General features: G+C 49.3%; 25 protein-coding genes. 15 read left to right on the plus strand and 10 right to left on the minus strand.

The window, feature by feature from the left end; genetic code table 11:
* Positions 1-5: 5 nt before the first annotated feature.
* The 3 genes from ppk1 to BRW63_RS15810 all read left to right on the plus strand — a co-directional run bounded on the left by ppk1 (position 6) and on the right by BRW63_RS15810 (position 4121).
* The gene (ppk1, locus tag BRW63_RS15800; RefSeq protein WP_073072640.1) at positions 6-2171 is read left to right on the plus strand and encodes a polyphosphate kinase 1; all 2166 of its coding nucleotides are present in this window, start codon (positions 6-8) and stop codon (positions 2169-2171) included.
* Positions 2172-2603: 432 nt separating this feature from the next.
* Positions 2604-3593 carry a sigma-70 family RNA polymerase sigma factor gene (locus tag BRW63_RS15805; RefSeq protein ID WP_073072642.1) on the plus strand — a complete coding sequence of 330 codons (990 nt, stop codon included), beginning with the start codon at positions 2604-2606 and terminating at the stop codon, positions 3591-3593.
* A gap of 141 nt (positions 3594-3734) precedes the next feature.
* Positions 3735-4121, plus strand: coding sequence for a response regulator (locus tag BRW63_RS15810; protein WP_223257399.1), 387 nt, complete (start codon positions 3735-3737; stop codon positions 4119-4121).
* Positions 4122-4200: 79 nt separating this feature from the next.
* Here BRW63_RS15810 and BRW63_RS15815 read toward each other — a convergent pair whose 3' ends face one another.
* The 7 genes from BRW63_RS15815 to BRW63_RS15845 all read right to left on the minus strand — a co-directional run bounded on the left by BRW63_RS15815 (position 4201) and on the right by BRW63_RS15845 (position 11004).
* Positions 4201-4620, minus strand: coding sequence for a hypothetical protein (locus tag BRW63_RS15815; RefSeq protein ID WP_073072646.1), 420 nt, complete (start codon positions 4618-4620; stop codon positions 4201-4203).
* Positions 4621-4754: 134 nt separating this feature from the next.
* A complete protein-coding gene (locus BRW63_RS15820; protein WP_073072648.1) occupies positions 4755-6623 on the minus strand; it encodes a tetratricopeptide repeat protein in 1869 nt (622 codons plus the stop codon).
* A gap of 199 nt (positions 6624-6822) precedes the next feature.
* Positions 6823-7128 (minus strand): NADH-quinone oxidoreductase subunit NuoK, encoded by a 306-nt coding sequence (gene nuoK / locus BRW63_RS15825; RefSeq protein WP_073072649.1) that lies wholly within the window; start codon positions 7126-7128, stop codon positions 6823-6825.
* A gap of 12 nt (positions 7129-7140) precedes the next feature.
* A complete protein-coding gene (locus BRW63_RS15830) occupies positions 7141-7755 on the minus strand; it encodes an NADH-quinone oxidoreductase subunit J (RefSeq protein ID WP_073072738.1) in 615 nt (204 codons plus the stop codon).
* Positions 7756-7766: 11 nt separating this feature from the next.
* Positions 7767-8354: an NAD(P)H-quinone oxidoreductase subunit I gene (gene ndhI / locus BRW63_RS15835; RefSeq protein ID WP_073072650.1), complete on the minus strand. Its 588-nt coding sequence runs from the start codon at positions 8352-8354 to the stop codon at positions 7767-7769.
* Between the two features lie 28 nt (positions 8355-8382).
* Positions 8383-9501, minus strand: a complete 1119-nt coding sequence (gene nuoH / locus BRW63_RS15840; protein WP_073072651.1) for an NADH-quinone oxidoreductase subunit NuoH — start codon at positions 9499-9501, stop codon at positions 8383-8385.
* A gap of 366 nt (positions 9502-9867) precedes the next feature.
* Positions 9868-11004 (minus strand): citrate synthase, encoded by a 1137-nt coding sequence (locus BRW63_RS15845; RefSeq protein ID WP_073072652.1) that lies wholly within the window; start codon positions 11002-11004, stop codon positions 9868-9870.
* Positions 11005-11314: 310 nt separating this feature from the next.
* Here BRW63_RS15845 and BRW63_RS27275 point away from each other — a divergent pair, with 310 nt between their 5' ends.
* From BRW63_RS27275 to lpxB, 8 genes are all read left to right on the plus strand, one after another.
* Positions 11315-11734 (plus strand): hypothetical protein, encoded by a 420-nt coding sequence (locus BRW63_RS27275; RefSeq protein WP_083582985.1) that lies wholly within the window; start codon positions 11315-11317, stop codon positions 11732-11734.
* A 101-nt stretch (positions 11735-11835) separates the two neighbouring features.
* Entirely contained in the window at positions 11836-13104 is a 1269-nt protein-coding gene (gene codA, locus BRW63_RS15855; RefSeq protein WP_073072654.1) for a cytosine deaminase, read from the plus strand.
* A gap of 56 nt (positions 13105-13160) precedes the next feature.
* Complete coding sequence (gene purC, locus BRW63_RS15860) at positions 13161-13889, plus strand: phosphoribosylaminoimidazolesuccinocarboxamide synthase (protein WP_073072656.1); 729 nt, start codon at positions 13161-13163, stop codon at positions 13887-13889.
* Between the two features lie 174 nt (positions 13890-14063).
* Positions 14064-16451, plus strand: a complete 2388-nt coding sequence (locus BRW63_RS15865; protein ID WP_073072658.1) for a BamA/TamA family outer membrane protein — start codon at positions 14064-14066, stop codon at positions 16449-16451.
* Positions 16451-17347 (plus strand): UDP-3-O-acyl-N-acetylglucosamine deacetylase, encoded by an 897-nt coding sequence (gene lpxC / locus BRW63_RS15870; RefSeq protein WP_073072660.1) that lies wholly within the window; start codon positions 16451-16453, stop codon positions 17345-17347. Before BRW63_RS15865 ends, lpxC begins: the two co-directional genes overlap by 1 nt.
* Positions 17335-17856 carry a 3-hydroxyacyl-ACP dehydratase FabZ gene (gene fabZ, locus BRW63_RS15875; RefSeq protein WP_073072662.1) on the plus strand — a complete coding sequence of 174 codons (522 nt, stop codon included), beginning with the start codon at positions 17335-17337 and terminating at the stop codon, positions 17854-17856. Before lpxC ends, fabZ begins: the two co-directional genes overlap by 13 nt.
* 19 nt (positions 17857-17875) lie before the next feature.
* Entirely contained in the window at positions 17876-18697 is an 822-nt protein-coding gene (gene lpxA / locus BRW63_RS15880; RefSeq protein ID WP_073072664.1) for an acyl-ACP--UDP-N-acetylglucosamine O-acyltransferase, read from the plus strand.
* On the plus strand, positions 18694-19890 hold the full coding sequence (gene lpxB, locus BRW63_RS15885; RefSeq protein ID WP_073072666.1) for a lipid-A-disaccharide synthase: 1197 nt from the start codon (positions 18694-18696) through the stop codon (positions 19888-19890). The genes lpxA and lpxB overlap by 4 nt, the downstream gene beginning before the upstream one ends.
* Before the next feature lie 168 nt (positions 19891-20058).
* Here the strand turns inward: lpxB and BRW63_RS15890 are convergent, their stop codons facing one another.
* A complete protein-coding gene (locus BRW63_RS15890) occupies positions 20059-20799 on the minus strand; it encodes a type 1 glutamine amidotransferase (protein WP_073072668.1) in 741 nt (246 codons plus the stop codon).
* Between the two features lie 114 nt (positions 20800-20913).
* The gene (locus BRW63_RS15895) at positions 20914-21141 is read right to left on the minus strand and encodes a hypothetical protein (protein ID WP_073072670.1); all 228 of its coding nucleotides are present in this window, start codon (positions 21139-21141) and stop codon (positions 20914-20916) included.
* A gap of 146 nt (positions 21142-21287) precedes the next feature.
* On the opposite strand from BRW63_RS15895, the gene BRW63_RS15900 reads away from it, so the two are divergent.
* The 3 genes from BRW63_RS15900 (at position 21288) to BRW63_RS15910 (ending at position 22157) form a co-directional block, all read left to right on the plus strand.
* Positions 21288-21563 carry a BrnT family toxin gene (locus BRW63_RS15900; protein WP_073072672.1) on the plus strand — a complete coding sequence of 92 codons (276 nt, stop codon included), beginning with the start codon at positions 21288-21290 and terminating at the stop codon, positions 21561-21563.
* Positions 21526-21804 (plus strand): BrnA antitoxin family protein, encoded by a 279-nt coding sequence (locus BRW63_RS15905; RefSeq protein WP_073072674.1) that lies wholly within the window; start codon positions 21526-21528, stop codon positions 21802-21804. Before BRW63_RS15900 ends, BRW63_RS15905 begins: the two co-directional genes overlap by 38 nt.
* Positions 21805-21923: 119 nt before the next feature.
* Positions 21924-22157 carry a hypothetical protein gene (locus BRW63_RS15910; protein ID WP_073072676.1) on the plus strand — a complete coding sequence of 78 codons (234 nt, stop codon included), beginning with the start codon at positions 21924-21926 and terminating at the stop codon, positions 22155-22157.
* Positions 22158-22200: 43 nt separating this feature from the next.
* Here BRW63_RS15910 and BRW63_RS15915 read toward each other — a convergent pair whose 3' ends face one another.
* The gene (locus BRW63_RS15915; RefSeq protein ID WP_073072678.1) at positions 22201-22485 is read right to left on the minus strand and encodes a hypothetical protein; all 285 of its coding nucleotides are present in this window, start codon (positions 22483-22485) and stop codon (positions 22201-22203) included.
* Between the two features lie 192 nt (positions 22486-22677).
* On the opposite strand from BRW63_RS15915, the gene BRW63_RS15920 reads away from it, so the two are divergent.
* Positions 22678-24219 carry a NupC/NupG family nucleoside CNT transporter gene (locus BRW63_RS15920; protein WP_073072680.1) on the plus strand — a complete coding sequence of 514 codons (1542 nt, stop codon included), beginning with the start codon at positions 22678-22680 and terminating at the stop codon, positions 24217-24219.
* The last annotated feature ends 8 nt before the right edge of the window (positions 24220-24227 follow it).

Raw genomic sequence — 24227 nt, forward strand, 5'->3', positions numbered from 1 at the left:
CCCCTATGCCCCGACGTAAAAAAGCTCTCGAAGAGATTAATCTCAGCGATCCGCAATATTACTTCAGCCGCGAAATGAGCTGGCTAGAGTTTAACAATCGAGTGCTGCACGAAGCGTTTGATCCTCGCACTCCTCTGTTAGAACGGCTCAAATTTATGGCAATTTATAGCTCTAACCTGGATGAATATTTCATGGTGAGAGTTGCCGCCCTTAAAGAACAAGTCGAAGCGCAGGTCAGCAAGCTCAGTGCCGATGGGCGCACCCCCCAAGAGCATTTAGACATGATCTATCAACGGCTGCGCCCAATGGTCGAAAAGCAGCATCGCCATTTTGAGCAAGCGTTGCGCCCTCAATTAGCGGCTCAGGGCATTTATCTGCTTGACTATATTGATCTCAATCAAGAGCAGCGCACCTATCTGCAAACCTATTTTGAGGAGCAGGTGTTTCCGGTCCTGACCCCGTTGGCGATCGACCCCAGCCATCCGTTTCCCTACATCTCAAGTCTCAGCCTCAATTTAGCGGTGGTGGTCAAAGACGGCATCACGGACGAAGAATTATTTGCCAGGGTGAAAGTGCCCAAAGTTTTGCCGCGATTTATTCAGTTGCCGATCGAAACTCAAGATTTGCCCACATCGGTGCCAAAATCTCGCCCTCCCGTTTGGGCAGGCGTTCCCCTAGAGCAAGTGATTGCTCACAATTTAGATCCGCTCTTTCCAGGCATGAAGATTCAGGAATACTATCCGTTTCGCATCACCCGCAACGCCGATCTAGATCTTGAAGAAGACGAAGCCGAAGATTTGATGCTGGCGATCGAGCAAGAATTGCGAAAACGCCGCTTTGGAGGTTCTGTAGTTCGCATCGAGCTTCAGCCCTCAATGCCCGAAGGCATCCGCGCAATGCTCATGCAGGAAATGGGCTTAACCTCCAACGATGTCTACGAAGTCGAAGGATTGCTCTGTCTGCGAGATCTGTTTGGGCTGATAGACCTACCCGTGCCCGAACTCAAAGATCCGCCTTGGAGTCCGGTGACACCGCCCCGACTCAAACGAGTCAACGAAATCGATATCGAAGATCTTGCCGAAAGCGAAGAAGACTTTTTCTCGGTGATTCGCAAACAAGATTTGCTGGTGCATCACCCTTACTATTCGTTCTCTAGAAGTGTGCAGCGATTTATTACTGAGGCGGCTCACGACCCAAGCGTCTTGGCCATCAAGATGACGCTCTATCGCACCTCTGGAGATTCTCCGATCGTCAGCGCTTTGATCGCGGCGGCTGAAAACGGGAAGCAAGTGGCTGCGCTCGTCGAACTCAAAGCCCGATTTGATGAAGAAAACAACATCCTCTGGGCAAGAAAGCTAGAAAGTGCAGGAGTTCACGTCGTTTATGGGCTAGTCGGACTGAAAACTCACACCAAACTCGTGTTAGTCGTGCGGCGCGAAGAAGGGAAAATTCGTCGCTATGTCCACATTGGCACGGGAAATTACAATCCCAAAACCGCCCTACTCTATACCGATCTGGGAATGTTTAGCTGTCACAACGATCTCGGCGCTGACCTGACCGATTTGTTTAATTTCTTGACAGGCTATTCGCGTCAGCAGTCTTATCGCAAATTAGTGGTGGCTCCGGTCAATTTGCGCGATCGCCTCCTCACCCTAATTCACCGCGAAATCGACCATCAGCGCAATGGTGGTCACGGGCGGATCGTTGCCAAAATGAATGCTCTCGTTGACCCTAGACTGATCGTTGCCCTTTATGAAGCCTCTCAAGCGGGTGTCTCGATCGATCTGATCGTCCGGGGAATCTGCTGTTTGTGCCCCGGTGTGAAGGAGGTCAGCGAAAATATTCGCGTGGTCAGCGTGGTCGGTCGGTTTTTGGAACATTCGCGGATTTTTTACTTCCATAACAATGGTCAAGAAGAAATCTTGATGGGCAGTGCAGATTGGATGCCTCGCAACCTCGATCGCCGGGTCGAAGCGGTGGTTCCGATCGAAGACCCTGATCTGATCAAAGACCTAGAAGAAATTCTCGGCATTATGCTGGCAGACAACCGCCACGCTTGGGATTTGCAGCCCGACGGACGATATGTTCAGCGTCGCCCCACCAATGGCAGCCCCGAACAAAGCTCGCAAAAAATCTTTATGGAGATGGCGCAGCAGGCAACCGCTATATAAGGGGTCAGGGGTCAGGGGTCAGAGGTCAGAGAAGTCACTATGTTTAACTGATTGAACTAAAGAAAACTCGCGCAGAAATGAGCAAGAGGCAACGGGTGCTCAACTCCGGTTGCCTCTTGTTTTGTTTGAAATCTTTGTTCCCATAATATTTCTGATCTAAATCTGCACATCCCCGATCTAAACTCGACACCCTTAATCAACAAAACCGTTTACTATAGCGCTTACATCCACCCCTATTTCTTCCATAAAGACACGAGAATTAGGTCAAAAAAAGCTAAAAATTTAGCTCATAAGCAAAAAATAACAACTTCAAATAAAAAAACAATCAAAAAAGCTCATCTTTCTTGAAAAAGATGTGAACAATGATCAAAAAGTAAGCTACAGTTGGATTCAAATTTTTGAATGTAAATTAGCAACCTTGCACCCAACCCAATGACAACTAAAGTTCCTACCACCCCCACTTCGGTTGACTTAATTCCTGTTGATCTCGACATTGACCCAACTGAACTAGAAGCCTTAGACAACGAAGAGTTGGAGCCAGAAGCCCTGGTGCGATCGGTGAAAGGGAAAACTAGCGATTATCTCGGTCTTACTGATGACTCAGTTGGGATGTTTCTACGAGAAATGGCCCGCTATCCTCTGCTGACTCAACCGCAAGAGATCGAACTTGCTAGAGAAATCGCAAAAGGCGGTGCCCAGGGTGAAAAGGCAAAGCGCAAACTCGTTCGCGCCAACCTTCGTTTAGTAGTTTCTATTGCTAAAAAATATCTTAATCGTGGCGTTCCCTTTCTTGACTTGATTCAAGAAGGAGCAATGGGGCTGATGAGAGCCGCCGAAAAATTCGATTATGAGCGAGGCTACAAATTCTCGACCTACGCATATTGGTGGATTCGTCAGGGCATTACCCGCGCGATCGCGTCTCAGTCAAGAACAGTTCGCCTCCCCGTTCACATGGTCGAAAAACTTAACCAGGTTCGCAAAGTGCGGCAAACGCTCACCCAAACTCTAGGACGTAAGCCTACTAAGCAAGAACTTGCCGGGGCGCTAGATATGGATGAGGACAAACTAGAACAAGTCTTAGATGTGAGCCAGCGTACGCTCTCACTTCACGCTTGGGTGGGGCGAGACGAAGACACTGAGTTGATGCAGCTCATTCAAGACGCTGACAACATAGCGCCCAATCAATCGCTTGATCACAATCTGCTCTGCGATCGCCTTAACTCGGTGTTAGACCATTTGAGCGATCGTGAACGAGAAATCATTAAGCTGCGGTTTGGCTTAACCGATGGACAGCACTACACCCTAACTGAGATCGGTGAGCGCTACCAGCTTTCTCGTGAGCGAGTGCGTCAGATTCAGGCAAAGGCAATGAGAAAATTGCGCCATCCTCGCCGTCAGGCTCTGCTCAAAGACTGGATGTAAAACCTGCCATAGACTCAGCAATATTGAATCTTAGTACTGGTTAATCCTTACGGTAGAGGACTCAATATGTGGAAACTGCTACATTCTACCTAAGTATTAAGCTCAATATTTCGGGTTCAAATGTTGTCTTGTGAGCGTCAAGTGTTGCGTGTATTAGTCGTCGATGATCATGAACTAACTCGTGTGAGCCTTAAGCATGCGTTGCAGCGGCAAGCAGGGATTGAGTTGGTGGGTTTGGCAAGCAACGGGCGAGAAGCGGTTGAAATGGCAGATCGTCACTTGCCCGATGTCATTGTCATCGATCTACAAATGCCCGTGATGGATGGGTTGAGCGCATCAACTCAAATCAAAGTAGATCATCCAAATATCAAAATTCTGGCTTATTCATCTCTAGAAGATCCTCAGACCGAAGTGATGCTTCAGACCGCAAAGGTTGACGCTTTTTGTAAGAAAGACATTGCCTTTCAGGAACTCGTGAAGGTGATCAATCGATTAGGTCAACGACCAGAAGAAGCCGATGCTTATTGAGAGCAAGTTATGACATGCCCTTTTATAAATAGTTGGCGGGCAAAAGAGTCAAATCTTTTGCCCGTCTGTTTGATTGACTTTATCTTGGAGTAATTGATAGCGTGTAAGGATTGCGTCCCTGGGCACGATCGCCCACATAGACCGAGTAGTTACCCTTAATCCAGCGCCCTGGAATCTCGATTTTGCCGCCCGACAAACTATCGGCTTGCACACAAACGGCTTGCCCTTTGACTCCAGTAATCAGCAGCGTCGGTTGACCAGCACCCTTGAGGCTGAAGCGAAGGTTGCTATCTGCGGTCACTTGAATTGTATGGTTAGGGGTGTCGGCAACAAACCCCGCACAGCTTGAATCTTTTTTGGTTCCGCCAGACGTGCCATTGAGCATCACTGCTGAAGAGTTTGGAGAGATTGCCACAATTTGACTAGAAGCAACTCCCGCAAGTGCTAGAACGGCAGCGATCGTCGTAGGCACCACTGACCAACGCTTAGATGATTTCATCGAATTCACCCCCCTAGAACTTGAAATACTTCACAGTTTTAGTATTACAAGTGACCACAGGACTGAACTGAGGGTTGTTACTCTTCCTAAAGTGGCACTGTTTTGATTGTTGATAAACAACAAAAAAATCTCGACTACGATGAGGTTCGATATCGTTCTAATAACTCTGATAGATAGTCGTATCCATCCACCCCGATCGCTTCAAGAATATACGATCGCTGTCCTTCTAACACTTGCTGAAATGAGTCGCCTAATCGCCCTTGCAAAATGGTGAGTAACCCAGCAGACTGTCGCCAATCGTTAGACCCCATTTGTTCAAGTTTATACATGGCTAGAGAGGCGGATAAGACTGCTTTACCATAGTTTTCTAGTTGATAAAACGCTTCAGCAAAATGAGCCAAATTGATCGCTTGAATATAGAGATCACCCGAAAATTCAGACGATCGAATGCCGCTCTCTAAAAACTTCAGCGCTTTTTCCGCTTCGCCCAAAATTACATAAGCATTGCCCAAACTGGTATAGCAAAGTGCCTTGCTTTGTCCGTCTCCTAATCTTTCCGAGCGTTCCAGTCCTTGTTCTAGATAGGCGATCGCTGTTTCATAAACTTCTGGTGCTGACTCAAGCTGTTGGGCTTGAAAGACCTCGCTGTAACCCAGATTTGCGAGGGCGTTGGCTTCTCCCATGAGATCGCCGCTTTGCCGACTTAAAATCAATGCCCGTTGGCTATAGCTAATCGCTTCCGCGTAGGCTTTTTCAGTCACACCAATGCGGCTGAGATGATTCAAGTTAGCAATTTCACAGGGACGATCGCCTGCTTCATGAGCGATTTCTCTCGCCATAGCATGCATCTCTTTTGCCAAGTCAAGCGGCCCTCTAACTCGCTGTGATGAACCCAATAAAGTTAGAATTCGCGCTTTTTCTTGAGTGCCCTCAGCGTGTTTAAGCGGTTCGCTCAGATAGCTCATGGCGTTGCGGAAATATCCTCCTGTGAAAGAGGCAAACACGGTGCCATAAAGCGGGAAATAATCGCGTTGAGAAAAGACTCGTAATCCTTGCAGGGTGATGCGGAATGCGGCTTCGGTGTAGCGATCGCGATTCAAAGAATTCAGCGAGGTTGATCGACTAAAGCCGTTTGCCAACTGCGACCAAATCACGCCAAATGTCAGAAAAATTGCGATCGACAGTTTTGCCCCAGCTTTGGAGTTATAGACCAGATTTTCTGCCCAGTTCACCAATCCATGCTCGATCGCTTGCAGCACGATCGCCAACTCTACCCAAGCTGCCAGCGTCACCTCGGTCTGACTCGCTGCCCAATCGCTGCCAGACTGCTGCTCATAGAGCGCTTGAAATAGAGACTTTGGCACCGCTCCGATCGGCTGTTTTGCCCAGGTTGCCCAAGGATTATTCTGCCCTAACGCACCCCCAAATCCCAGTTGATCGGGATCATAAATCCAGCTAACCAGATGGCCTTGCAGATGTTGCCACGACTCCAACCCACGGGCAATACCTTCTGCAAGCTGCTGCATTTCTTCTTTCGTTGCAGGATCAGAAATCGGCTGCTGGCGCAGCGTAGCAGCCAGTTGTTTAAGCTGCTCAGGCGCAAGCTTTTGAGGATGATTGGGGTCAGTAAACTTGAGGAAAGCCAGCAAGCGTTGAGCCGATTCAGCCTGAGTGATCTGATGCAGTGCGCTGACGATCGCTTCTCGCGATCGATTTTGAGTTTGCCAGCGATCCCATTCTCCTCGAATCGTTTGCAACGCTCTTAATGAACGAGTTGCCTTCGCTTGTTTTGCCTCGTTTTTAGGATCGTCGGCTTGTTGCTGCGTGGTTGTGAAGCGATCGCGCAAACATTGCTCAAAGTCTTCTCCAGTGCCCGGTTCGGCTTCTTGCAACAGCATTTGATAAACTTGCTCTTTAGAGCGAATGTTGCCCTTGAGCGTGAGTTGCACAATCTGATCGATGAGTTCTAAATAGCGATCGTGAAGGGGAGATGTCTCAGACATAGAGGGCAAATTCAGCGATGAAAAGGGTTTGCTGACTGAGGGAAACTAGATTTGAATGCCTCTAATCATAAAAGCAACTGGCAAAAATCACCGCAAAATCATTCTAAAAAATAAAGGCGCAACTGCTTGCACCCTTAAAATTACAAATTAAATCTGCGTACGGGCATGGCACTGCCGTGCCCATTATCTCTGCCATGAACTACCACTTGAGCAAATTAAACTGCTCCATATCCACAGTGTCGCGATTGCGGTAAATGGCAAGCACGATCGCCAGCCCAACCGCCGCTTCTGCTGCCGCGATCGTAATCACAAAGATGGTAAAAATCTGCCCCTTAATCGTCTGCGGATCGAGGTAGTTAGAAAATGCCATCAGATTTAGATTCACAGCGTTGAGCATGATCTCGATCGACATCAACACCCGCACCGCATTACGACTCGTAATCAAGCCATAAATGCCAATGCAAAAAAGCGCGGCGGCAAGAAGTAAAAAGTACTGAAGTTGCATAGTCCCAAACTCTTATTGAATAGTGCTATCGCCGCGACCCGTAGTAATCAGATCACGCGGACGTTCTGGCAAGGTCAGCGATTCAGTTTCACCCGCCTCAAGCTCAGTTTCGGGCAGAAACTCACGACGGGCAAGCACAATCGCACCCACCAACGCCATTAGCAGCAATATCGAAGCCAACTCAAAGGGCAATAAGAAATCGCTGAAGAAATGTAGACCGATGCGGACGATCGAAGAATCTCCAACAGCAGTTTCGGTCGAAATCGCCCAAGGAGTCGTCACCACCATCGTTCCCAGCAGGGCAAAAATGCCAAAACACACGAGCGCCGTTGCCACCTGACGAATCCACATTCTCGGCACTACTTTGAAATCTTCGCGCTTGTTGACCAGCATAATGGCAAACAAAATCAGAACGTTGACCGCTCCGACGTAAATCAAGACTTGAGCAAACGCCACAAAGTCCGCATTCAGCAACAAATACAGTCCCGCGATGCTAATAAACACGCCGCCCAGCAAGAAGGCTGAGTAAACGATGTTCTTTAACAGCACCACGCCCAATGCAGACCCCAGCATCATCACTGCCAACACGCCCAACGAGACGATTTGAACCCCTTCCGCTAAATTCACGTCCTTCACTCCTATGCTTTAGGTTCTTTGTCTAAGATTTCTTCAGGGCGCAACCCAGAACGACGCGAACCTGCGGGGAGATCGTGAGGATCAGTAACCCCCTTGGGCAGGTAAGCAAATTCTCTTAAAGGGGTCACCATTGGGTCGTTGGTCACCTTATAAGGGAGGCGACCTAACGCTACGCTGTCGTAGTTTAACTCGTGACGATCGTAAGTTGACAGCTCATATTCTTCAGTCATCGACAAACAGTTGGTTGGACAATATTCGACGCAGTTGCCACAAAAAATGCAAACTCCGAAGTCAATGCTGTAATGCTTGAGCTGCTTTTTCTTAGATTCTTTGTTGAATTCCCAATCGACCACGGGCAGGTTGATGGGGCAAACTCGCACACAGACTTCGCAAGAAATGCACTTGTCAAACTCAAAGTGAATTCGCCCTCGAAACCGCTCTGAAAGAATCAGCTTTTCGTAGGGATATTGAACGGTGATGGGGCGGCGGCGCATGTGGTCGAAGGTGACAGACAGCCCTTGACCGATATATTTACCCGCCTGAAACGCCTCTTTGGTATAGTCACCAACTTGCTTAAGAAACTTGAGCATCCGTGTTCTCCAGAAAATGAGAGTAGGGTCAGCCGCCAAACGCGATCGGGAATGCTAACTTTAGACCCGCCGTGAGCAGCAAATTGACGAGCGAAACGGGTAAGAGGAACTTCCACCCCAAGTCTAGCAATTGGTCAATCCGCACGCGGGGAACCGTCCAGCGCATCAAGATCGCAATGAAGACCAAAAAGTAAGCCTTTAACAACGTCATCGTGATGCCCAGCGTTGCCAAGCTCACTTGCAGCCAGGGAGTGTTTTCACTCACACCAATCAAGTTGGCGATCGTACTCACGCTGACCGGAAATTCCCAGCCGCCCAGATAAAGCACCGCGAACAGCAGCGCAGACAGAGTGAGGTTGACGTAAGAACCCAGATAAAAGAGGGCGAACTTCATCCCAGAATACTCAGTCTGATAGCCAGCGACGAGTTCTTCTTCGGCTTCTGGCAAGTCAAAAGGAATGCGCTCACATTCTGCCAGGGCGGCAATCCAAAAGATCAAAAACCCGACGGGTTGTCGCCAAATGTTCCAGCCGAGAATGCCGTAGCCTGACTGTTGCTGCACAATATCTACAGTGCTGAGGGAATTAGACATCATCACGATCGCTAACACCGACAGCGCCAACGGCAACTCATAGCTGATCGATTGGGCGGCGGCTCTCAAACCACCTAACAGCGAGTATTTGTTGTTAGAGGCATAGCCCGACATCAAAAGCCCGATCGGGACGATGCTAGACAGCGCAATCCACAAAAACACGCCCATTCCCACGTCGGCGACGATCAGATTTTGCCCAAACGGGACAATCAGGTAAGAGAGAAAAACGGGAATGACGACGATCGCCGGGCCCAATGTAAACAGAAGCCCATCTGCTTTAGATGGCGTAGTATCTTCCTTAAAAACTAGCTTTAGCCCGTCTGCTAGAGGAGCCAAAATGCCCAACGGGCCGATAAATTCTGGGCCAATTCGCTGTTGGGCGGCGGCAGAAATTTTTCGCTCTAGCCAAACTAACACCAACACGCTCACCGTTGCTGCCACCAGCATGATCAGCATCGGCAAAGGCAACCAAAGTGCTCTCGCAGCCCCAGGCGGGATGCCAAAACCTCTGACAGATTCAATAAAAGTTCCTTGAAGGTCAATTCCTGGGTTCATGCTTTCCCAACTTGCGTCAAGTCATTCTCTAGTCGCCACTGACTCACCTGAAGATGAAGTTTTTGGGCGACATTCAACGCCTATCAGTATATCTTTCCTAATGGAACAGAACCGCATCAAAGTGCTGAATTTATAGCTCTTTTGGTCATCAAATTATTCAATCGTCTGCATTCATTCCAATGAATACTGATTTGAGTCAGGCGGCGATTCGGAGTTTCTGACAGTTGCCGATCTTAACTTTCCATAAAAGAAGCCCCCAAACGCAAGAAGCTTGGAGGCTGGAGTTCCTGAAAATCGTCACCTGACTATAGTTGCAAGGGATCGCTGAGAGAGCAAGAGGGGTGACACCCCGTATCTGGGGTTAAGTTAGCGATCGTCGATCGATACATAGGGTACTGAATGCAGCCCAGTGTAAATCTGCGTTGGTCGGAAGATCCGGTTTTCGTTCAATTGTTCTTTCCAGTGAGCCAGCCAGCCCGCGACGCGAGAAATCGCAAACACAGGCGTAAACAGGTCTGTAGGAATTCCCAGCTTGCGATAAACCAAGCCTGAGTAGAAATCGACGTTGGGGTAGATGCCCTTGCCACCAAGTTTTTCTTCGACGGCTCGTTCTAGCTCAGTCGCGATGTCGTAATATTTGTCGTGCCCAAACTTTTCAAACAGTTGTTCTGCAAGTTCTTGCAAAATAATGGCTCTGGGATCTTTAACCTTATAAACTCGATGCCCGAAGCCCATAATTCTGGCTTTGCGCTGAAGCCGATCGTCCAGATAAGGACGAACATTTTCAACCGAGCCGATTTCTTCCAGCATTTCGATCACTTCTTCACTGGCTCCTCCGTGAAGCGGACCTGCTAACGTGCCCACAGCAGACGCAATCACCGCATAGGGATCGGTCAACGTCGAAGCCGTCACCATTGCCGAGAACGTAGAGGCATTGATCGTGTGCTCGGCATGAATCACCAGACACACTTCAAAAATTTTGGCGGCTAGCGGGTCAGGTTCTTTCTCATTCAGCATGTAGAGAAAGTTGGCGGCGTAGTTCAAATCATCGCGTGGCTGAACCGGATCGTTTCCCTTTCGCATCAGTTGAAAGGCGGCAACCATTGTCGGAATCTTTGCCAAAAGCCTGACGACCGCCTCCCGAATATAGGTGGGGTCATCTAAAGCACGGCGAGAGTAAAACAAGCCCAACGCCGCCGCGCAAGCCTGGAGTGCATCCATCGGATGACCGCTTTCAGGAAAGCACTTCATCATGTCTCGAATGCGGTACTTCAGCCTTCGATGATATCGAATTTCATTTTTGAAGGCTTCTAATTCTTCTTTGGTTGGTAATTCTTTCCAGATCAACAGATAGGCAGTTTCCAAAAAGGTGCTTTTTTCAGCAAGTTCTTGGATGGGAATGCCCCGATATTCCAAGATGCCTTTTTGCCCGTCCACGAAGCTAATGCTGGACTGGGTTACTGGAACGCCTTCTAGACCTGCCCTAAATTCGCAGACAGTCATGATTCACCGTTATCTATACTTTATAAGTCTCAAGCTAACTTATCAGATTTAGTAGAACAGATTGTAGTGTCTGAACTAAACCCTCGATCGCTCACGTCCGCGTACCACATTTTTGTGATTGTCTATACAAACCTGACCTATAGATAAACTAATGTTTGCGGTTTTTTAGAAAAGATAATATTATTGAGACATAAAGATTTACACCTTGACTTAGGTTGCATTTACCAATAGGTCAGACGGCTCCTGATGAGGTCTGCGATAGATGGCAGGGGTGAATCCGCTATCTTTCTATTCTCTCGTAAGGAGTTTTATGCCACACAGCCATTCTCATCGTTCGTCTCATTCCCACGCTAAAACGAGCACCGCTTCAGAGCTTCGCAAAGCAAATCGACCCGATTCTAAAGCCGAACCGCACCCCTCGCATCAATGGCGAGAATCAAACCGCAGTCGCCCTGCAAATACTAAAATCAGTTTGACGAAGCTAATCGAGCGAGATGCACCGCTTCAAACCAACAGTCAACTGGTGTTAATGTATGGTCCTTTTCAAACTGAGATGCTGCCTGAAGCCGGACAAGGCGTTGCCTCCTGGATTAAAGACTGTCTTCGCAAACATGGATTGCCTAGTTTAGTCAGATTTGATTATCGTCGTCGCGCTCAAATCTTTCGTCGAGACGAGTTTCAACCCTGGTTAGAGCCACTGCTCGAACGGCAAAGCTACCCCAGCTATTAAATAGCAATTTCCTTTGCAGACTGCACCTTTTGGCACTCTTTGCACTATCCTCATCCGATAAAGTGGATGAATCGTGACAATCGCCAAAAGGTGCAAATTTTATGACTACGCCTGTCTACGACGTTATTTTACAGCAGGGTCGATTGCTGCGCCCATCGGGTCAGAGCGAAACCGTAGATATTGCGATTCAAGACGGTAAGATTGCCGCGATCGCGCCCCAAATCGAGGCTACGACTCACCTTGAGTTAAACATTCACGAACAACTAGTCAGTCCGCCTTTTGTAGAGTCGCACATTCATCTCGACTCAGCGCTGACTGCCGGAAATCCGCGCTGGAATCAAAGCGGCACCTTGTTTGAAGGCATCGAGATCTGGCGAGAGTATAAGCAAAATCTTTCGCTCGATAACGTGAAGCAACGGGCGATCGCCACCCTCAAACAGCAGGCGGCTCAAGGCGTTCTCTTTGTTCGTAGTCACGCCGATGTCAGTGAAACCAGTTTGACGGCTCTGCAAGCTTTACTAGAAGTGCGAGAAGAAGTTAAAGACTGGATGACTTTGCAAATCGTGGCGTTCCCGCAAGATGGGATCTATGGCAATCCCAAAAACGACGAATTGATCGAAGAAGCCATGAAAATGGGTGCGGATGCAGTGGGCGGCATTCCTCACTATGAGCTAACTCGTGAGGATGGGGTGCGATCGGTGCATCGCATTTTTGAACTGGCGGAGAAGTACGATCGCTTAATCGATATTCACTGCGATGAAATTGATGACGACCAATCTCGGTTTCTAGAAGTGGTTGCCGCTTGTGCAATTCGATCAGAGATGGGTTCACGAGTCACTGCCAGTCATACGACAGCGTTCGGCTCTTACAATAACGCTTACGCTTTCAAGCTTTTGGGATTTCTGCAACGCACTCAGCTTAATTTCATTGCCAATCCGCTCATTAACATCACGCTGCAAGGACGAACTGACACCTATCCCAAACGTCGTGGAGTAACTCGCGTTAAGGAACTCTGGCAGCAGGGCAGAAATGTCAGCTTAGGGCATGACTGCGTGCAAGATCCGTGGTATTCGCTCGGCACGGGCAATATGTTAGATGTCGCGTCGATGGCAGTGCACGTTTGTCAGATGACCGGAACTTCAGAAATTGACGCTTGCTATGACATGGTGACGGGAAACGGAGCTAAAACGCTGCACCTTGAAGACTATGGGATCGAGGTCGGCAAACCTGCAAATTTAATCGTTCTGGATGCGGACGATCGCACCAATGCGATTCGGCGGCGTGCGATCGTCCGCTTTGTCATTTCGCAGGGGAAACTGTTGGCTGAAACCCAACCTCCTCAGACCACTTGGAGAGGAGCCGTAAGTTAACAGATGAACGGTACAATGGTTAGGCTCAAATTTGGCGCTTGGGAGCGATCGTTGCTATGTCGATCGGACAAAAAATCTACGAAGGCAAAGCTAAGATCCTCTACACCACAGACGATCCAGACATTCTATTGACGCACTTTAAAGACGATGCCACTGCCTTTAATGCTCAAAAGCGAGGCAGCATCCAAGGCAAAGGAGAAATCAACTGTGCGATGTCTGCTCACCTCTTCAAGCTAATGGAATCTAACGGGGTGCCCACTCACTTCATCGACTGCCCTGCACCTAATGAGATGCGGGTTAAATCTGTAAAAATTTTGCCACTAGAAGTCGTCGTCAGGAACATTGCGGCGGGTAGTCTCTGTCAACAGACAGGTCTGAAGCTTGGAACAATTCTCAGCAAACCCTTCGTGGAGTTTTACTACAAAAACGATGACTTGGGTGATCCTCTGCTGACGCTCGATCGGCTGCGTCTACTTGATCTGGCTACCGATGATCAGGTGGATCAACTAAGAAGAATGGCCCTGCGGATCAATGACCTGCTCACGGCTTTCTTTGACCAGTGTGGAATCACTCTGGTGGACTTCAAGCTAGAGTTTGGCATTGATTCAAAAAATCAACTTCTTTTAGCCGACGAAATCAGCCCTGATACTTGCCGCTTGTGGAACCAAACTGAAACTGACCCCGATCGCCGCGTCATGGATAAAGACCGTTTTCGTCGTGATTTAGGCAACGTTGAAGAAGCCTATCGGCAAGTGTTAGAGCGAGTTTTGGGTCAAGTCGTCTAAAAAACAACGCTCGATCGTCTTTCAGGGATTGAGTTGATTGATGAGTGGTGAACCCCAACAATGCGGTAGAATTTCACAGTTTGCTAAGGATTGTAACCGCTTCTTGATATTGTGATGTTGAGTCTGCTCATAGCAGAATTCTGGTGTGAGGACGTGCCAAGTAACGTGAACAAAATGCGCTTATCCCCTGTTTTAATGGCAGCTTTTGCGGCTGTCGCCACCGTCGGCTGGTCGAATTCTGCAAAAGCCCAAACCCCTGACGGCTCCCAAGAGTCACGGGTAGATTCTACTCAGGCGATGGAGACAAATTCTGCTGCTAAACCGAGTCAACAGCAAGAAAAGGCGATCGCGCTGAGAAAGCGATCGAGCCAAGATGTCGTTGTTGAGACGGTTAAGGTTGCCGGGGTTTCTGTCCCGGATACGATCGCAGCCCAGCCTTTGGCAAAACCTTTTCGGTCAAAATTGGCGATCGCCGCAGTTCAAATTTCTCAGACTCAGGGAGGCGCAGTTGACGAGCAGCAGCCCACGCCAATCCAGCTTAACCCACCGTCTCCGACCTCGCCCACGCTGACTATTCCAACCGCGCCGTTAGCACCTGGTAGTCAGACCTCGCCGCCACCAACGGCGCAGCCGACTCCCCAAGAAACTCCAGCACCCGATAGCCAACCCGCAACCCCTGCTGTACCTTCGACCACTCCACCTGCTACTCCAACACCCGAAACCACTGAACCAGAGCCTAGAGTGCTGGTTGGCGAAGTAGTTGTTGTCGGTGCAGAGGCAGATCTGCAAGCTGAGGTCTATCGAGTCATTCGCACTCAGCCTGGACGGACGACCACTCGCTCTCAGCTGCAAGAAGACATTAATGCCATCTTTGCGACCGGATACTTTCAAGATGTCAAAGCAACGCCAGCAGATACGCCACTTGGGGTGCGAGTCACCTTTGAGGTGCAGCCCAACCCCGTCTTAAAGTCTGTGCAGCTAGAGGGCGCTCGTGTAGTGCCTGCTAAAGTCGTCAGTGATATCTTTAGTCCGCAATATGGCACCACGTTAAATCTGCGACAGCTTCAGACAGGCATTCAAGCCTTGACCAAGTGGTATCAGGACAACGGCTATGTCTTAGCCCAAGTGGTCAATGTGCCTAAAGTTGCGGCTGACGGCTCGGTGACGCTAGAAGTTGCAGAAGGGGTGGTCGAAGGGCTGCAAGTTCGGTTTGTCGACAAGCAGGGCGAAGATAAGGATGCCAAAGGCAATCCGATTCGTGGTCGCACTCGTGACTTCATCATCACTCGTGAGTTTGAGCTAAAACCGGGCGATGTGTTTAACCGGACGACGGCTGAACGAGATCTGCAACGGGCGTTTGGGCTAGGCATTTTTGAAGACATCAAGCTGTCCCTTAACCCAGGTCAAGACCCTCGTAAAGTGATTGTGGTCGCCAACGTCACCGAAAAGAACACTGGAAATATTGGTGTTGCCGGGGGCTTTAGCTCTGCAAGTGGTTTGTTTGGCAGCGTCAGCTATCAGCAGCAAAATGTGGGCGGCAATAACCAAAAGCTGAATGCAGAAGTGCAGATTGGTCAGCGCGATCAACTCTTTGACCTGAGCTTTACTGACCCCTGGATTGGGGGCGATCCGTTCCGCACGTCTTACACGGTTAACCTGTTTAGACGCAGGACAATTTCGCTAATCTTTGATGGCGGCGACCCAGAAATCGAGTTACCAAACGGCGATCGTCCTCGTGTCTTAAGAACGGGTGGCGGCATCACCTTTAACCGCCCTCTCGAACGAAATGTGTTTAAACGCGCTGAATGGAACGCTTCGCTCGGACTGCAATATCAACGGGTTTCGATTCGAGATGCCGATGGCAAACTCCGTCCTAGAGATGAGCTAGGCAACCTGTTGAGCTTTGACTCAAGCGGCAAAGATGACTTGATCACCGCCAGGTTGGGGTTTGTGCGCGATCGTCGCAACAACTTTCTGACTCCGACCAGTGGTTCGGTTCTCAGCTTTAGCACTGAGCAATCGGTGCCGTTGGGCAGTGGCAGCATTCTCTTTAATCGATTGCGAGGGAACTATAGCTTTTACGTTCCAACGCGACTGACTCGATTTACGCCAGGATGTCGAGACAATAAACCTCTTAGGATTGGAGAAAAACCGCCTACAGGAGGCTGCCCGCAAGCGTTTGCGTTTAACATTCAAGGCGGCACCATAGTGGGCGATCTGCCACCCTATGAAGCGTTCCCACTGGGTGGAACAAACTCGGTGCGTGGCTATGACGAAGGCGACGTGGGCAGTGGTCGTAGCTATCTGCAAGCCACCGCAGAATATCGGTTTCCCCTCTTCTCGATTATCTCTGGTGCTTTATTCGTCGATGCTGCTACTGATTTAGGCACTGGAAAAAATGTTCCAGGTGATCCAGCAGGTGTGCGAGGTAAGCCAGGAAGTGGTCTTGGCTATGGCATTGGGGTAAGGGTTCAGTCTCCTCTCGGCCCGATTCGGATTGATTTTGGTATTAATGATCAAGGCGGGAACAACATTCGCTTTGGGTTTGGAGAGCGATTCTAATGGCAGAAGTTGGGTTTCGGTTAGGGGCAGAAACCAGCCCGAGCTTGTCTTTACAACACACTCTGGCGCAGGAGGTGACTCGATCGGGCATTGGGCTACACTCTGGAACATCAACCCAGGTGCGAATTCGACCTGCCGCCCCTGGAGCAGGGCGCTATTTTGTGCGAGTTGATTTGCCCGATGAGCCGATTATTCCTGCCCAAATTGAGGCGGTTAGCCCCACAATGCTCTCGACTGAGTTGATCAAAGGCGATGCTAGGGTTCGCACAGTTGAACATTTGCTGGCAGCGCTGGTGAGTCTGGGCATTGACAATGCTCGAATTGAGATTGACGGGGCTGAAGTGCCTTTATTAGATGGCTCCGCTCAAGAATGGGCGATCGCGATCGCTCAAGCTGGCACCGTTTCTCAATCTGCACGAGTCACCCGATCGCTTTTAGAACCGATTTGGATTCATCAAGGCGATGCGTTTGTTGCCGCGATCCCGGCTCCAGAATTGCGGTTTAGCTATGGAATTGATTTTGAGTTAGCGGCGATCGGCAATCAGTGGCATAGTTGGTCGCCCGATCGCGATTCTTTTTTGACTGAAATTGCCCCGGCCCGCACTTTTGGGTTAGCTCACCAGATCGACCAGCTTCGCGCTAGTGGTTTAATCAAAGGGGGTTCGTTAGAAAATGCTTTAGTATGCGACGCTGAAGGCTGGTTGAATCCTCCGCTGAGATTTTCAAATGAGCCAGTGCGCCATAAGCTTTTAGACTTAATAGGGGACTTGAGTTTGCTGGGAACTGTGCCGATCGCCCATTTTCTTGCCTATAAAGCAAGTCACCGTTTGCACACCCAGCTTGCCCAAAAAATTTCCCTCGCCCTATATTCACCATCCAACTCATGTCAACCCTGATTGATACAAATTCAGAAAATGCGGCTGCGCTCCCGGTTGATCTGCCCACTGAGGCCCCCGAAACCGCTCCCCCAAAAACCGTGTTCACCGTTGAAGAAATTCATGCACTGTTGCCGCATCGATATCCCTTTGCGATGGTCGATCGGATTATTGACTATGTGCCTGCAAAAATGGCGATCGGCATCAAAAATGTCTCCTTTAACGAGCCGCACTTTCAAGGACATTTTCCGGGCAAACCGATTATGCCAGGGGTGCTAATTATTGAGGCAATGGCGCAGGTCGGCGGCGTAGTGCTGACCCAAATGGCAGACGTGCAGGGCGGACTGTTTATGTTTGCTGGCATTGATAACGTGCGGTTTCGTCGCCCCGTAGTGCCCGGTGATCAGCTTGTCATGACTGTGGAACTGTTGTCTGTCAAGGCTCGTCGTTTTGGTAAGATGCGCGGTCGTGCCGAAGTAGACGGTCAATTGGCTTGCGAAGGTGATTTAATGTTTGCGTTAGTCAGTTAATTTTGGGTTTTGCAATTTTATGGCAACCCTGATTCATCCAACGGCGGTTATTCATCCCGGTGCTCAACTTCATCCAACGGTGCAGGTGGGGGCTTATGCGGTGATTGGGGACAAGGTGACGGTGGGAGCCGGGAGTCTCGTGGGTCATCATGTGGTGCTAGAGGGACGCACCGAGATCGGCGATCGCAATCACATCTTTCCGGGGGCGGTGATTGGGCTAGAGCCTCAAGATCTGAAATATGACGGGGCGGTCAGTTTGGTTAAGATTGGCAACGATAATCAGATTCGGGAGTTTGTGACCATTCATCGAGCCACGTTTGCAGGTGAAGTCACGGCGATCGGCAATGGCAATATGCTGATGGCAAACGTTCACGTTGGGCATAATTGCTCGATCGAAGATCAGGTGATCATCTCAAATGCGGTGGCTTTAGCGGGTCACGTTCACATTGAATCACGAGCGCGGTTGAGTGGCGTGCTGGGCGTTCATCAGTTTGTGCATATTGGGCGACACGCGATGGTCGGTGGCATGGCTCGTATCGATCGTGACGTTCCACCTTATATGACTGTGGAGGGCAATCCCTCACGAGTGCGATCGCTAAATCTGATCGGATTGCAGCGATCGGGCTTAGCAGATGAGCATGACGGGCAGACCATGCAGTTGTTGAAGAAGGCGTTTCGGTTAATCTACCGTTCGGGATTGACGCTGAATGAAGCGATTGAGCAGCTAGAATTACTCCCTGAAAACGCGCATTTGCAGCACTTACAGTGGTTTATTCGCCAGTCTTTGATGCCTGGAAGAAGAGGACTAACGCCCGGAAAACGCACGAGGGATGACGGATGACCGATGAACCGCTCCAACCGTCAAAACCAGTCCGCGTTTTTATCAGCACAGGAGAAGTCTCTGGCGATCTCCAAGGTGCTTTGTTGATTCAAGCGTTGCAGCGACGATCGCAAACACTCGGCATTGAGCTAGAAATTCTGGCCTTGGGCGGCGATCGTATGGAGGAAGCCGGAGCAAAACTGCTCGGACACACTAGCACGATCGGCTCGATCGGGTTGCTCGAATCTTTGCCCTATGTATTGCCCACTCTAAAGGTGCAGCAGCAAGCAAAGCAATATCTCAAGATCCATCCGCCTGATGTGGTGGTGTTGATTGACTACATGAGTCCCAATGTGGCGTTTTGTAGTTATTTGCCCAAACATTTGCCTCAAGTGCCAGTGGTTTATTTCATTGCGCCTCAAGAGTGGGTGTGGTCAGCGAGTTCTTACAACACCGATCGCATTATCGGCGCAACCAGCAAAATTCTGGCAATCTTTCAAGAAGAAGCCAACTATTTCAAACGCAAAGGCGGAAAAGCGACCTGGGTTGGGCATCCATTAGTCGATCGAGTGCAAGCGGCTCCGAGTCGAGAAGAGGCGCGATCGTCTCTGGGCATTCCGTCAGACCAAACGGCGATCGTGCTGTTGCCTGCATCTCGTCAGCAAGAGTTAAAGTATTTGATGCCTGTGATCTTTGAAGCGGCACAGCAAATTCAAGAAAAGTTGCCCCAAGCTCACTTCTGGATTCCGCTAGCGTTGGAGAAATATCGCTGGGCGATCGAGCAAGCGATCACAGAATACGGATTGCGGGCGACTTTGTTAGACAGCAATCAAGGACAGACGACCTTGCAAGCGATCGCTGCCGCAGATTTGGCAATCACAAAATCGGGCACCGTAAATCTCGAAATGGCATTGTTAGATGTGCCGCAAGTGGTGCTTTATCGCGTCAATCGCGTTACTGCCTGGATTGCTCAAAAGATCCTCAAAGTTTCGATTCCCTTTATGTCGCCGCCCAATCTGGTGGAAATGAAGCCAGTCGTCCCCGAATTTCTGCAAGACGAGGCAACCGTAGAAAATATTGTTCAGGAAGCGATCTCGCTGCTTCAGCCCGATCGTCGTCAAAAAATGCTGGCAGACTATCAAGAAATGCGTCGCGCCGTGGGAGAAGTGGGAGTGTGCGATCGAGCCGCCCAAGAGATTTTAGATCTGCTTTAACGTCAGTTCGATGAGGTTGTTCGCTTCGTTGTAGAGGGCTTGTGCCCCCTAAATCCCCCATTCTGGGGGACTTCAGTCCCGATTTTTAGTTCAAAGTCCCTCACTGGTGGGGGATTTAGGGGGCGTTCCAGAGGTGCAACCGCAGCGAGGGATCTCATTGAATTCACGTTACTTTAACAAGATGCGATCGACAAACTTTTCGATCAGTTGGTTGGCGATCGGCGTGTCTTGCAACTGATTTAAGATGTGATCGAGCAGATGTGGCTCGTCTAAATATCGCGCTTGATAGCGACTAATGCGAACGGCTATATCATGGGCATCGACTTCGGGGTGAAACTGGAAGCCGTAAAACGGTTTGTTAGCAATCTTGAAAGCGTGAAACGGACAGAGATCAGAGTACGCCAACAAAATTGCCTCTTCGGGCATCAATACCGCCCGTTCTTTGTGTCCAGAAACGGCTAAAAAGCCATCAGGAACATCGTGAAAAAGCAAATCACTCGCCGCATTTTCAGTCAACCAAAGCGGATAGGTGCCCATCTCCATATTCGCTTTATCGACAATTACACTGCCTCCTAGCGCTTCGACCGCCGCCTGAAACCCAAAGCAAGAGGCGAAGACGGGAATGCTTTCGTCAAGACAGTGAATGATCAGCTTTTTAGTCGGCTCGACAAAAGGATATAACGTGGGTTGAGTCACCGAGGCATCACTAGAACCACCGATGAATAGAGCGTCGTAGCCATCGATTTGAGCGGGGCTAAAGTCAGGTGTGGCAAAGACATCCAGCACTGAAAACTGATGTGCCTCTAAGCGACCATAGCGCACAAACTCGTCTAACTCTTCTAGCCGAGTGATCGTGTCGCTACGAATTTGTAAAAGGAGAATTTTGAGATCCGATCGCTGCTTTGTCATGAAACTTTTAGAAGACCCTTCGCCTAGTAAAACTTACTTCTCCCCTAAATTTGCACTAGCCGGGAGTTTTATCTTGAATTCACACAGACGATCGTTTGAACTGCGATCGCTCCCCTACAAAGACTCAAACTGCGCGGTAAATCCTTCGATCGTCATGCACTCATCTTGAAAAGACTCCGCATCATTCACGTCTTCTACCTGAAATTCCATAATTCGCCGCTCATCGTCTTTCATCTTCTTGCTAGAGAGCGGTTTGGTTTGATATTTTGCGGCAATGGCTTTAAAAGCAGTGGCATGAATGCGCCAGCTATCAGCAGAACAGTAAACGATGACACGCCACATGAGAGTTTGCGACAAGGGACGGGTTTATTGTCGCATTCGATGGGGAGCGTTGGGGCGATCGGGGATGATATTTAAGAGGGTTGAGCAGTGATAACTGTAACGACAAAACGTAACTACAATAAGGGAGCTGTAGCGATCGTCCAGCAATGGAGTTTGAATGGGATGAAGAAAAGCGTCTTTCCAATCTTCACAAGCACGGAATTGATTTTGTTGACGTTTCCGCCGTGTTTGATGGAGATATGGTAACGGTTGAAGACGATCGCCACAGCTACGGAGAGCAGCGTTTTGTTACGTTCGGTTTATTGCAGGGGCGAGTTGTCGCTGTTGTCCATACTGAACGGGATGAGTTGACCCGCATTATTTCCGCAAGAAAGGCAACTAAATATGAGCAACGAGCCTATTTCGAGCAACTCTCAAACTGATTGGCAACGACTAGATGCAATGAGTGATGAAGACATTGATTTATCGGATTGCCCAGAAATTACGCCTGACCTTTTTGCCAAGGCTACGGTTCGACGGGGGTTACCTGTGGCAAAAAACAAGGCACAGGTGACGTTACGAATTGATAGTGATGTTTTAGAGTGGTTCAAATCTCAAGGACAAGGTTATCAAACTCAAATCAATACCTTGCTACGATCGTACATGGAAGCACATCGGTCATGATATTTGTAGTATCGCCAGCATTTTGCGTTTAGTTACGTCGCTCTGATTATGAGTGTTAGCAGTGATTGAAAAGCGATCGATATAATTAGTAATGTCTCTTGCTGAAGAGGTTAATAACTGTGACTCAATTGCTTGAACAAGCGATCGCCCGATTAAAGACCTTGCCTGCGAGCGAGCAAGATGCGATCGCGATAATGATTTTAGAAGAACTTGAAGATGAAGTTCAATGGGATGGGTCATTTGCAAAGTCTCAGGATGCGCTTGCCAAACTTGCAGCCGGAGCAATGGCAGAGTATCGCTTGGGTAAAACTCAAGCGCTAGACCCAGAGACATACTGTAGAGACGCAGTATAAATATCTAATCGGCTGTTTGACTTTTGGGCTTCTACACTCATTCTCAAAGGTCGTCAAACGGGTTAAAAATATCCATCATCGGACGATCGCAGTTAGGCAACTCTGACGGCGGACGATCATTACTCCATGCCCACCAGACCTGACCACACTGACATTGATAAAATTCTTGCCACTTTTTGCGATAGTCGTCTGAAAAGACGGGCGATCGTCGATTCACCCAAACGTGATCGGCTTCGAGGCAAGACTTATGGCAAGCCGGGCAGCAAAACTCGTGAGCGTGGATGGCGGGTTCAGTCCAGGTCGGAGCGGTTGGATTAAAAGCGTCCATGAATCAACGAATGAAGGCGACTCTGCTTATTATGACCTTTTCAAGGATTGGCGTAGCGATTTTGGGTCAGGGCGATCGCTAGAATTAAGTGCGCCGATCGAGTCGTTTTTAGGTATCGTCTTAGTGATGCCGTTCATCTACCTTGAGAGTAGTCCTGAAAAACGTTTCGCCCTCGTTGAAGGATTCAGCCCCATGAGTCTGCTCAATCTCATCTCATTTTTTGGCATTTTTGGCTTGTGTGCGATCGCGTGGCTCTTCTCAGAAAACCGCAGTCTGCGAGTCTTTCCCTGGCGCGTGTTTAGCATGGGAATTCTTTTGCAACTGGTGCTAGGAGCGCTAGTTTTTTGGTTGCCCTTTACAAGAGAGGCGCTGCAAGTCTTTAGTAATTTGTTAGATGGAGTGTTTCTGGCCGCAGACACTGGCGCAAATTTTGTCTTTGGAAACAATATAGTTCCTTTGCCGACAAAACCTGCAAGCGTCAACCTGGGTTATATTTTTGCCTTTCGAGCGTTGCCGACCGTAATCTTTTTCTCTGGATTGATGGCGTTGCTCTACAACATTGGAGTGATTCAAGTTGTCACCAACGTGTTTGCAAAAGCATTCTATACAACGATGCGATTGAGTGGGGCTGAAGCGTTGAGCGGCGCGGCGAATATCTTTGTGGGCATTGAGGCGGCGATCGTCGTCAAGCCCTTCTTGGCAAAAATGACCCGCAGCGAACTCTGTGCGATTTTATCTTGCTGTTTTGGAACGGCGGCTTCATCGGTGCTGGCAATCTATGTGAGCTTCTTGCGTCCTGTCTTTCCCAATATTTTGGGGCATTTGGTTTCGGCTTCGATTATTGCAATTCCTGCCTGTTTTGTGTTGTCTAAAATTTTGGTGCCAGAAACCGAGATTCCGCTGACAGCGGGTGGCATTCCAGTTGAGACTGACGACAATGAAGACTTTGAAGGTGCGCCGAGAGAAAGAGTTGGAGGCGAACCCATTGAGCGAGTTAGCCCACTGGATGCAGCGATCGTAGGTGCCTTAGACGGGGTGAAAATGTCGGTGTCGATCGCCGCAGTCCTCATCCTAATTTTGGGGTTAGTTTCGCTAATCAATCAAATTTTTGCAGGCTTGGCAGGCATTCCCGGTGTGATTGGTCAGTTTTTTGGCATTGTCACTTTGGCGAATATCGCGGGTGTATTGTTCTTGCCATTTACATTTTTGACGGGGGTCTCTCTAGAGTGGAACGAACTGTGGGAATCGTCAGTGATTATTGGGCGCAGACTGCTCGAAACCGCGATTCCGCCTTATCAGGCATTGGCGATCGCCGCCGCTCGTCCGGTGAATCCTCTCAGCGATCGTGCGGTTTTGATCGTTAGCTACGCGCTGTCTGGGTTTGCTCACCTGGCATCGGTTGGCATTTTTGTGGGAGGCACGATCGCGCTGATTCCGTCTCCTCGTAAAGATATCTCAGAGCTTGGCTGGAAAGCCCTGTTTGTCGGCACGTTAGCCACTTTAATGATTGCGTGTGTAGCAGGGTTTTATGACACCGGAAGCACTAGCATTTTGGGCAATAAACCAGCACCTGCGGTCATTGCTCCCGCAAGTGTGCCCTCTCCGCCCCCGGCTGCGGTGCCTGCAAAAGCTTCCCCTGCTGCAAAAACTCTTTCTGTTCCGGCGGTTCCATCATCTGAGAAGGCAGCCAAGCCTGCTAAGGCGACGACTCAAAAACCCGCAGTGGCTCGTTGACGATCGCC

Source organism: Phormidesmis priestleyi ULC007 (genome assembly GCF_001895925.1).
In the GTDB taxonomy this organism is placed as follows: Bacteria; Cyanobacteriota; Cyanobacteriia; order Leptolyngbyales; family Leptolyngbyaceae; genus Phormidesmis_A; species Phormidesmis_A priestleyi_A.

What these genes read in the sequence shown, in the direction of transcription:
- BRW63_RS15805 (WP_073072642.1), top strand. Translation starts at nt 2,604, where the DNA reads ATGACAACTAAAGTTCCTACCACCCCCACTTCGGTTGACTTAATTCCT.
- codA (WP_073072654.1), top strand. Translation starts at nt 11,836, where the DNA reads ATGACTACGCCTGTCTACGACGTTATTTTACAGCAGGGTCGATTGCTG.
- lpxC (WP_073072660.1), top strand. Translation starts at nt 16,451, where the DNA reads ATGGCAGAAGTTGGGTTTCGGTTAGGGGCAGAAACCAGCCCGAGCTTG.
- lpxA (WP_073072664.1), top strand. Translation starts at nt 17,876, where the DNA reads ATGGCAACCCTGATTCATCCAACGGCGGTTATTCATCCCGGTGCTCAA.
- BRW63_RS15815 (WP_073072646.1), bottom strand. Translation starts at nt 4,620, where the DNA reads ATGAAATCATCTAAGCGTTGGTCAGTGGTGCCTACGACGATCGCTGCC.
- purC (WP_073072656.1), top strand. Translation starts at nt 13,161, where the DNA reads ATGTCGATCGGACAAAAAATCTACGAAGGCAAAGCTAAGATCCTCTAC.
- BRW63_RS15905 (WP_073072674.1), top strand. Translation starts at nt 21,526, where the DNA reads ATGAGCAACGAGCCTATTTCGAGCAACTCTCAAACTGATTGGCAACGA.
- lpxB (WP_073072666.1), top strand. Translation starts at nt 18,694, where the DNA reads ATGACCGATGAACCGCTCCAACCGTCAAAACCAGTCCGCGTTTTTATC.
- nuoK (WP_073072649.1), bottom strand. Translation starts at nt 7,128, where the DNA reads ATGCAACTTCAGTACTTTTTACTTCTTGCCGCCGCGCTTTTTTGCATT.
- BRW63_RS15845 (WP_073072652.1), bottom strand. Translation starts at nt 11,004, where the DNA reads ATGACTGTCTGCGAATTTAGGGCAGGTCTAGAAGGCGTTCCAGTAACC.
- BRW63_RS15920 (WP_073072680.1), top strand. Translation starts at nt 22,678, where the DNA reads ATGAGTCTGCTCAATCTCATCTCATTTTTTGGCATTTTTGGCTTGTGT.
- fabZ (WP_073072662.1), top strand. Translation starts at nt 17,335, where the DNA reads ATGTCAACCCTGATTGATACAAATTCAGAAAATGCGGCTGCGCTCCCG.
- BRW63_RS15915 (WP_073072678.1), bottom strand. Translation starts at nt 22,485, where the DNA reads ATGGACGCTTTTAATCCAACCGCTCCGACCTGGACTGAACCCGCCATC.
- ppk1 (WP_073072640.1), top strand. Translation starts at nt 6, where the DNA reads ATGCCCCGACGTAAAAAAGCTCTCGAAGAGATTAATCTCAGCGATCCG.
- nuoH (WP_073072651.1), bottom strand. Translation starts at nt 9,501, where the DNA reads ATGAACCCAGGAATTGACCTTCAAGGAACTTTTATTGAATCTGTCAGA.
- BRW63_RS15895 (WP_073072670.1), bottom strand. Translation starts at nt 21,141, where the DNA reads ATGTGGCGTGTCATCGTTTACTGTTCTGCTGATAGCTGGCGCATTCAT.
- BRW63_RS15890 (WP_073072668.1), bottom strand. Translation starts at nt 20,799, where the DNA reads ATGACAAAGCAGCGATCGGATCTCAAAATTCTCCTTTTACAAATTCGT.
- BRW63_RS15820 (WP_073072648.1), bottom strand. Translation starts at nt 6,623, where the DNA reads ATGTCTGAGACATCTCCCCTTCACGATCGCTATTTAGAACTCATCGAT.
- BRW63_RS15865 (WP_073072658.1), top strand. Translation starts at nt 14,064, where the DNA reads ATGCGCTTATCCCCTGTTTTAATGGCAGCTTTTGCGGCTGTCGCCACC.
- BRW63_RS15900 (WP_073072672.1), top strand. Translation starts at nt 21,288, where the DNA reads ATGGAGTTTGAATGGGATGAAGAAAAGCGTCTTTCCAATCTTCACAAG.
- BRW63_RS27275 (WP_083582985.1), top strand. Translation starts at nt 11,315, where the DNA reads ATGCCACACAGCCATTCTCATCGTTCGTCTCATTCCCACGCTAAAACG.
- ndhI (WP_073072650.1), bottom strand. Translation starts at nt 8,354, where the DNA reads ATGCTCAAGTTTCTTAAGCAAGTTGGTGACTATACCAAAGAGGCGTTT.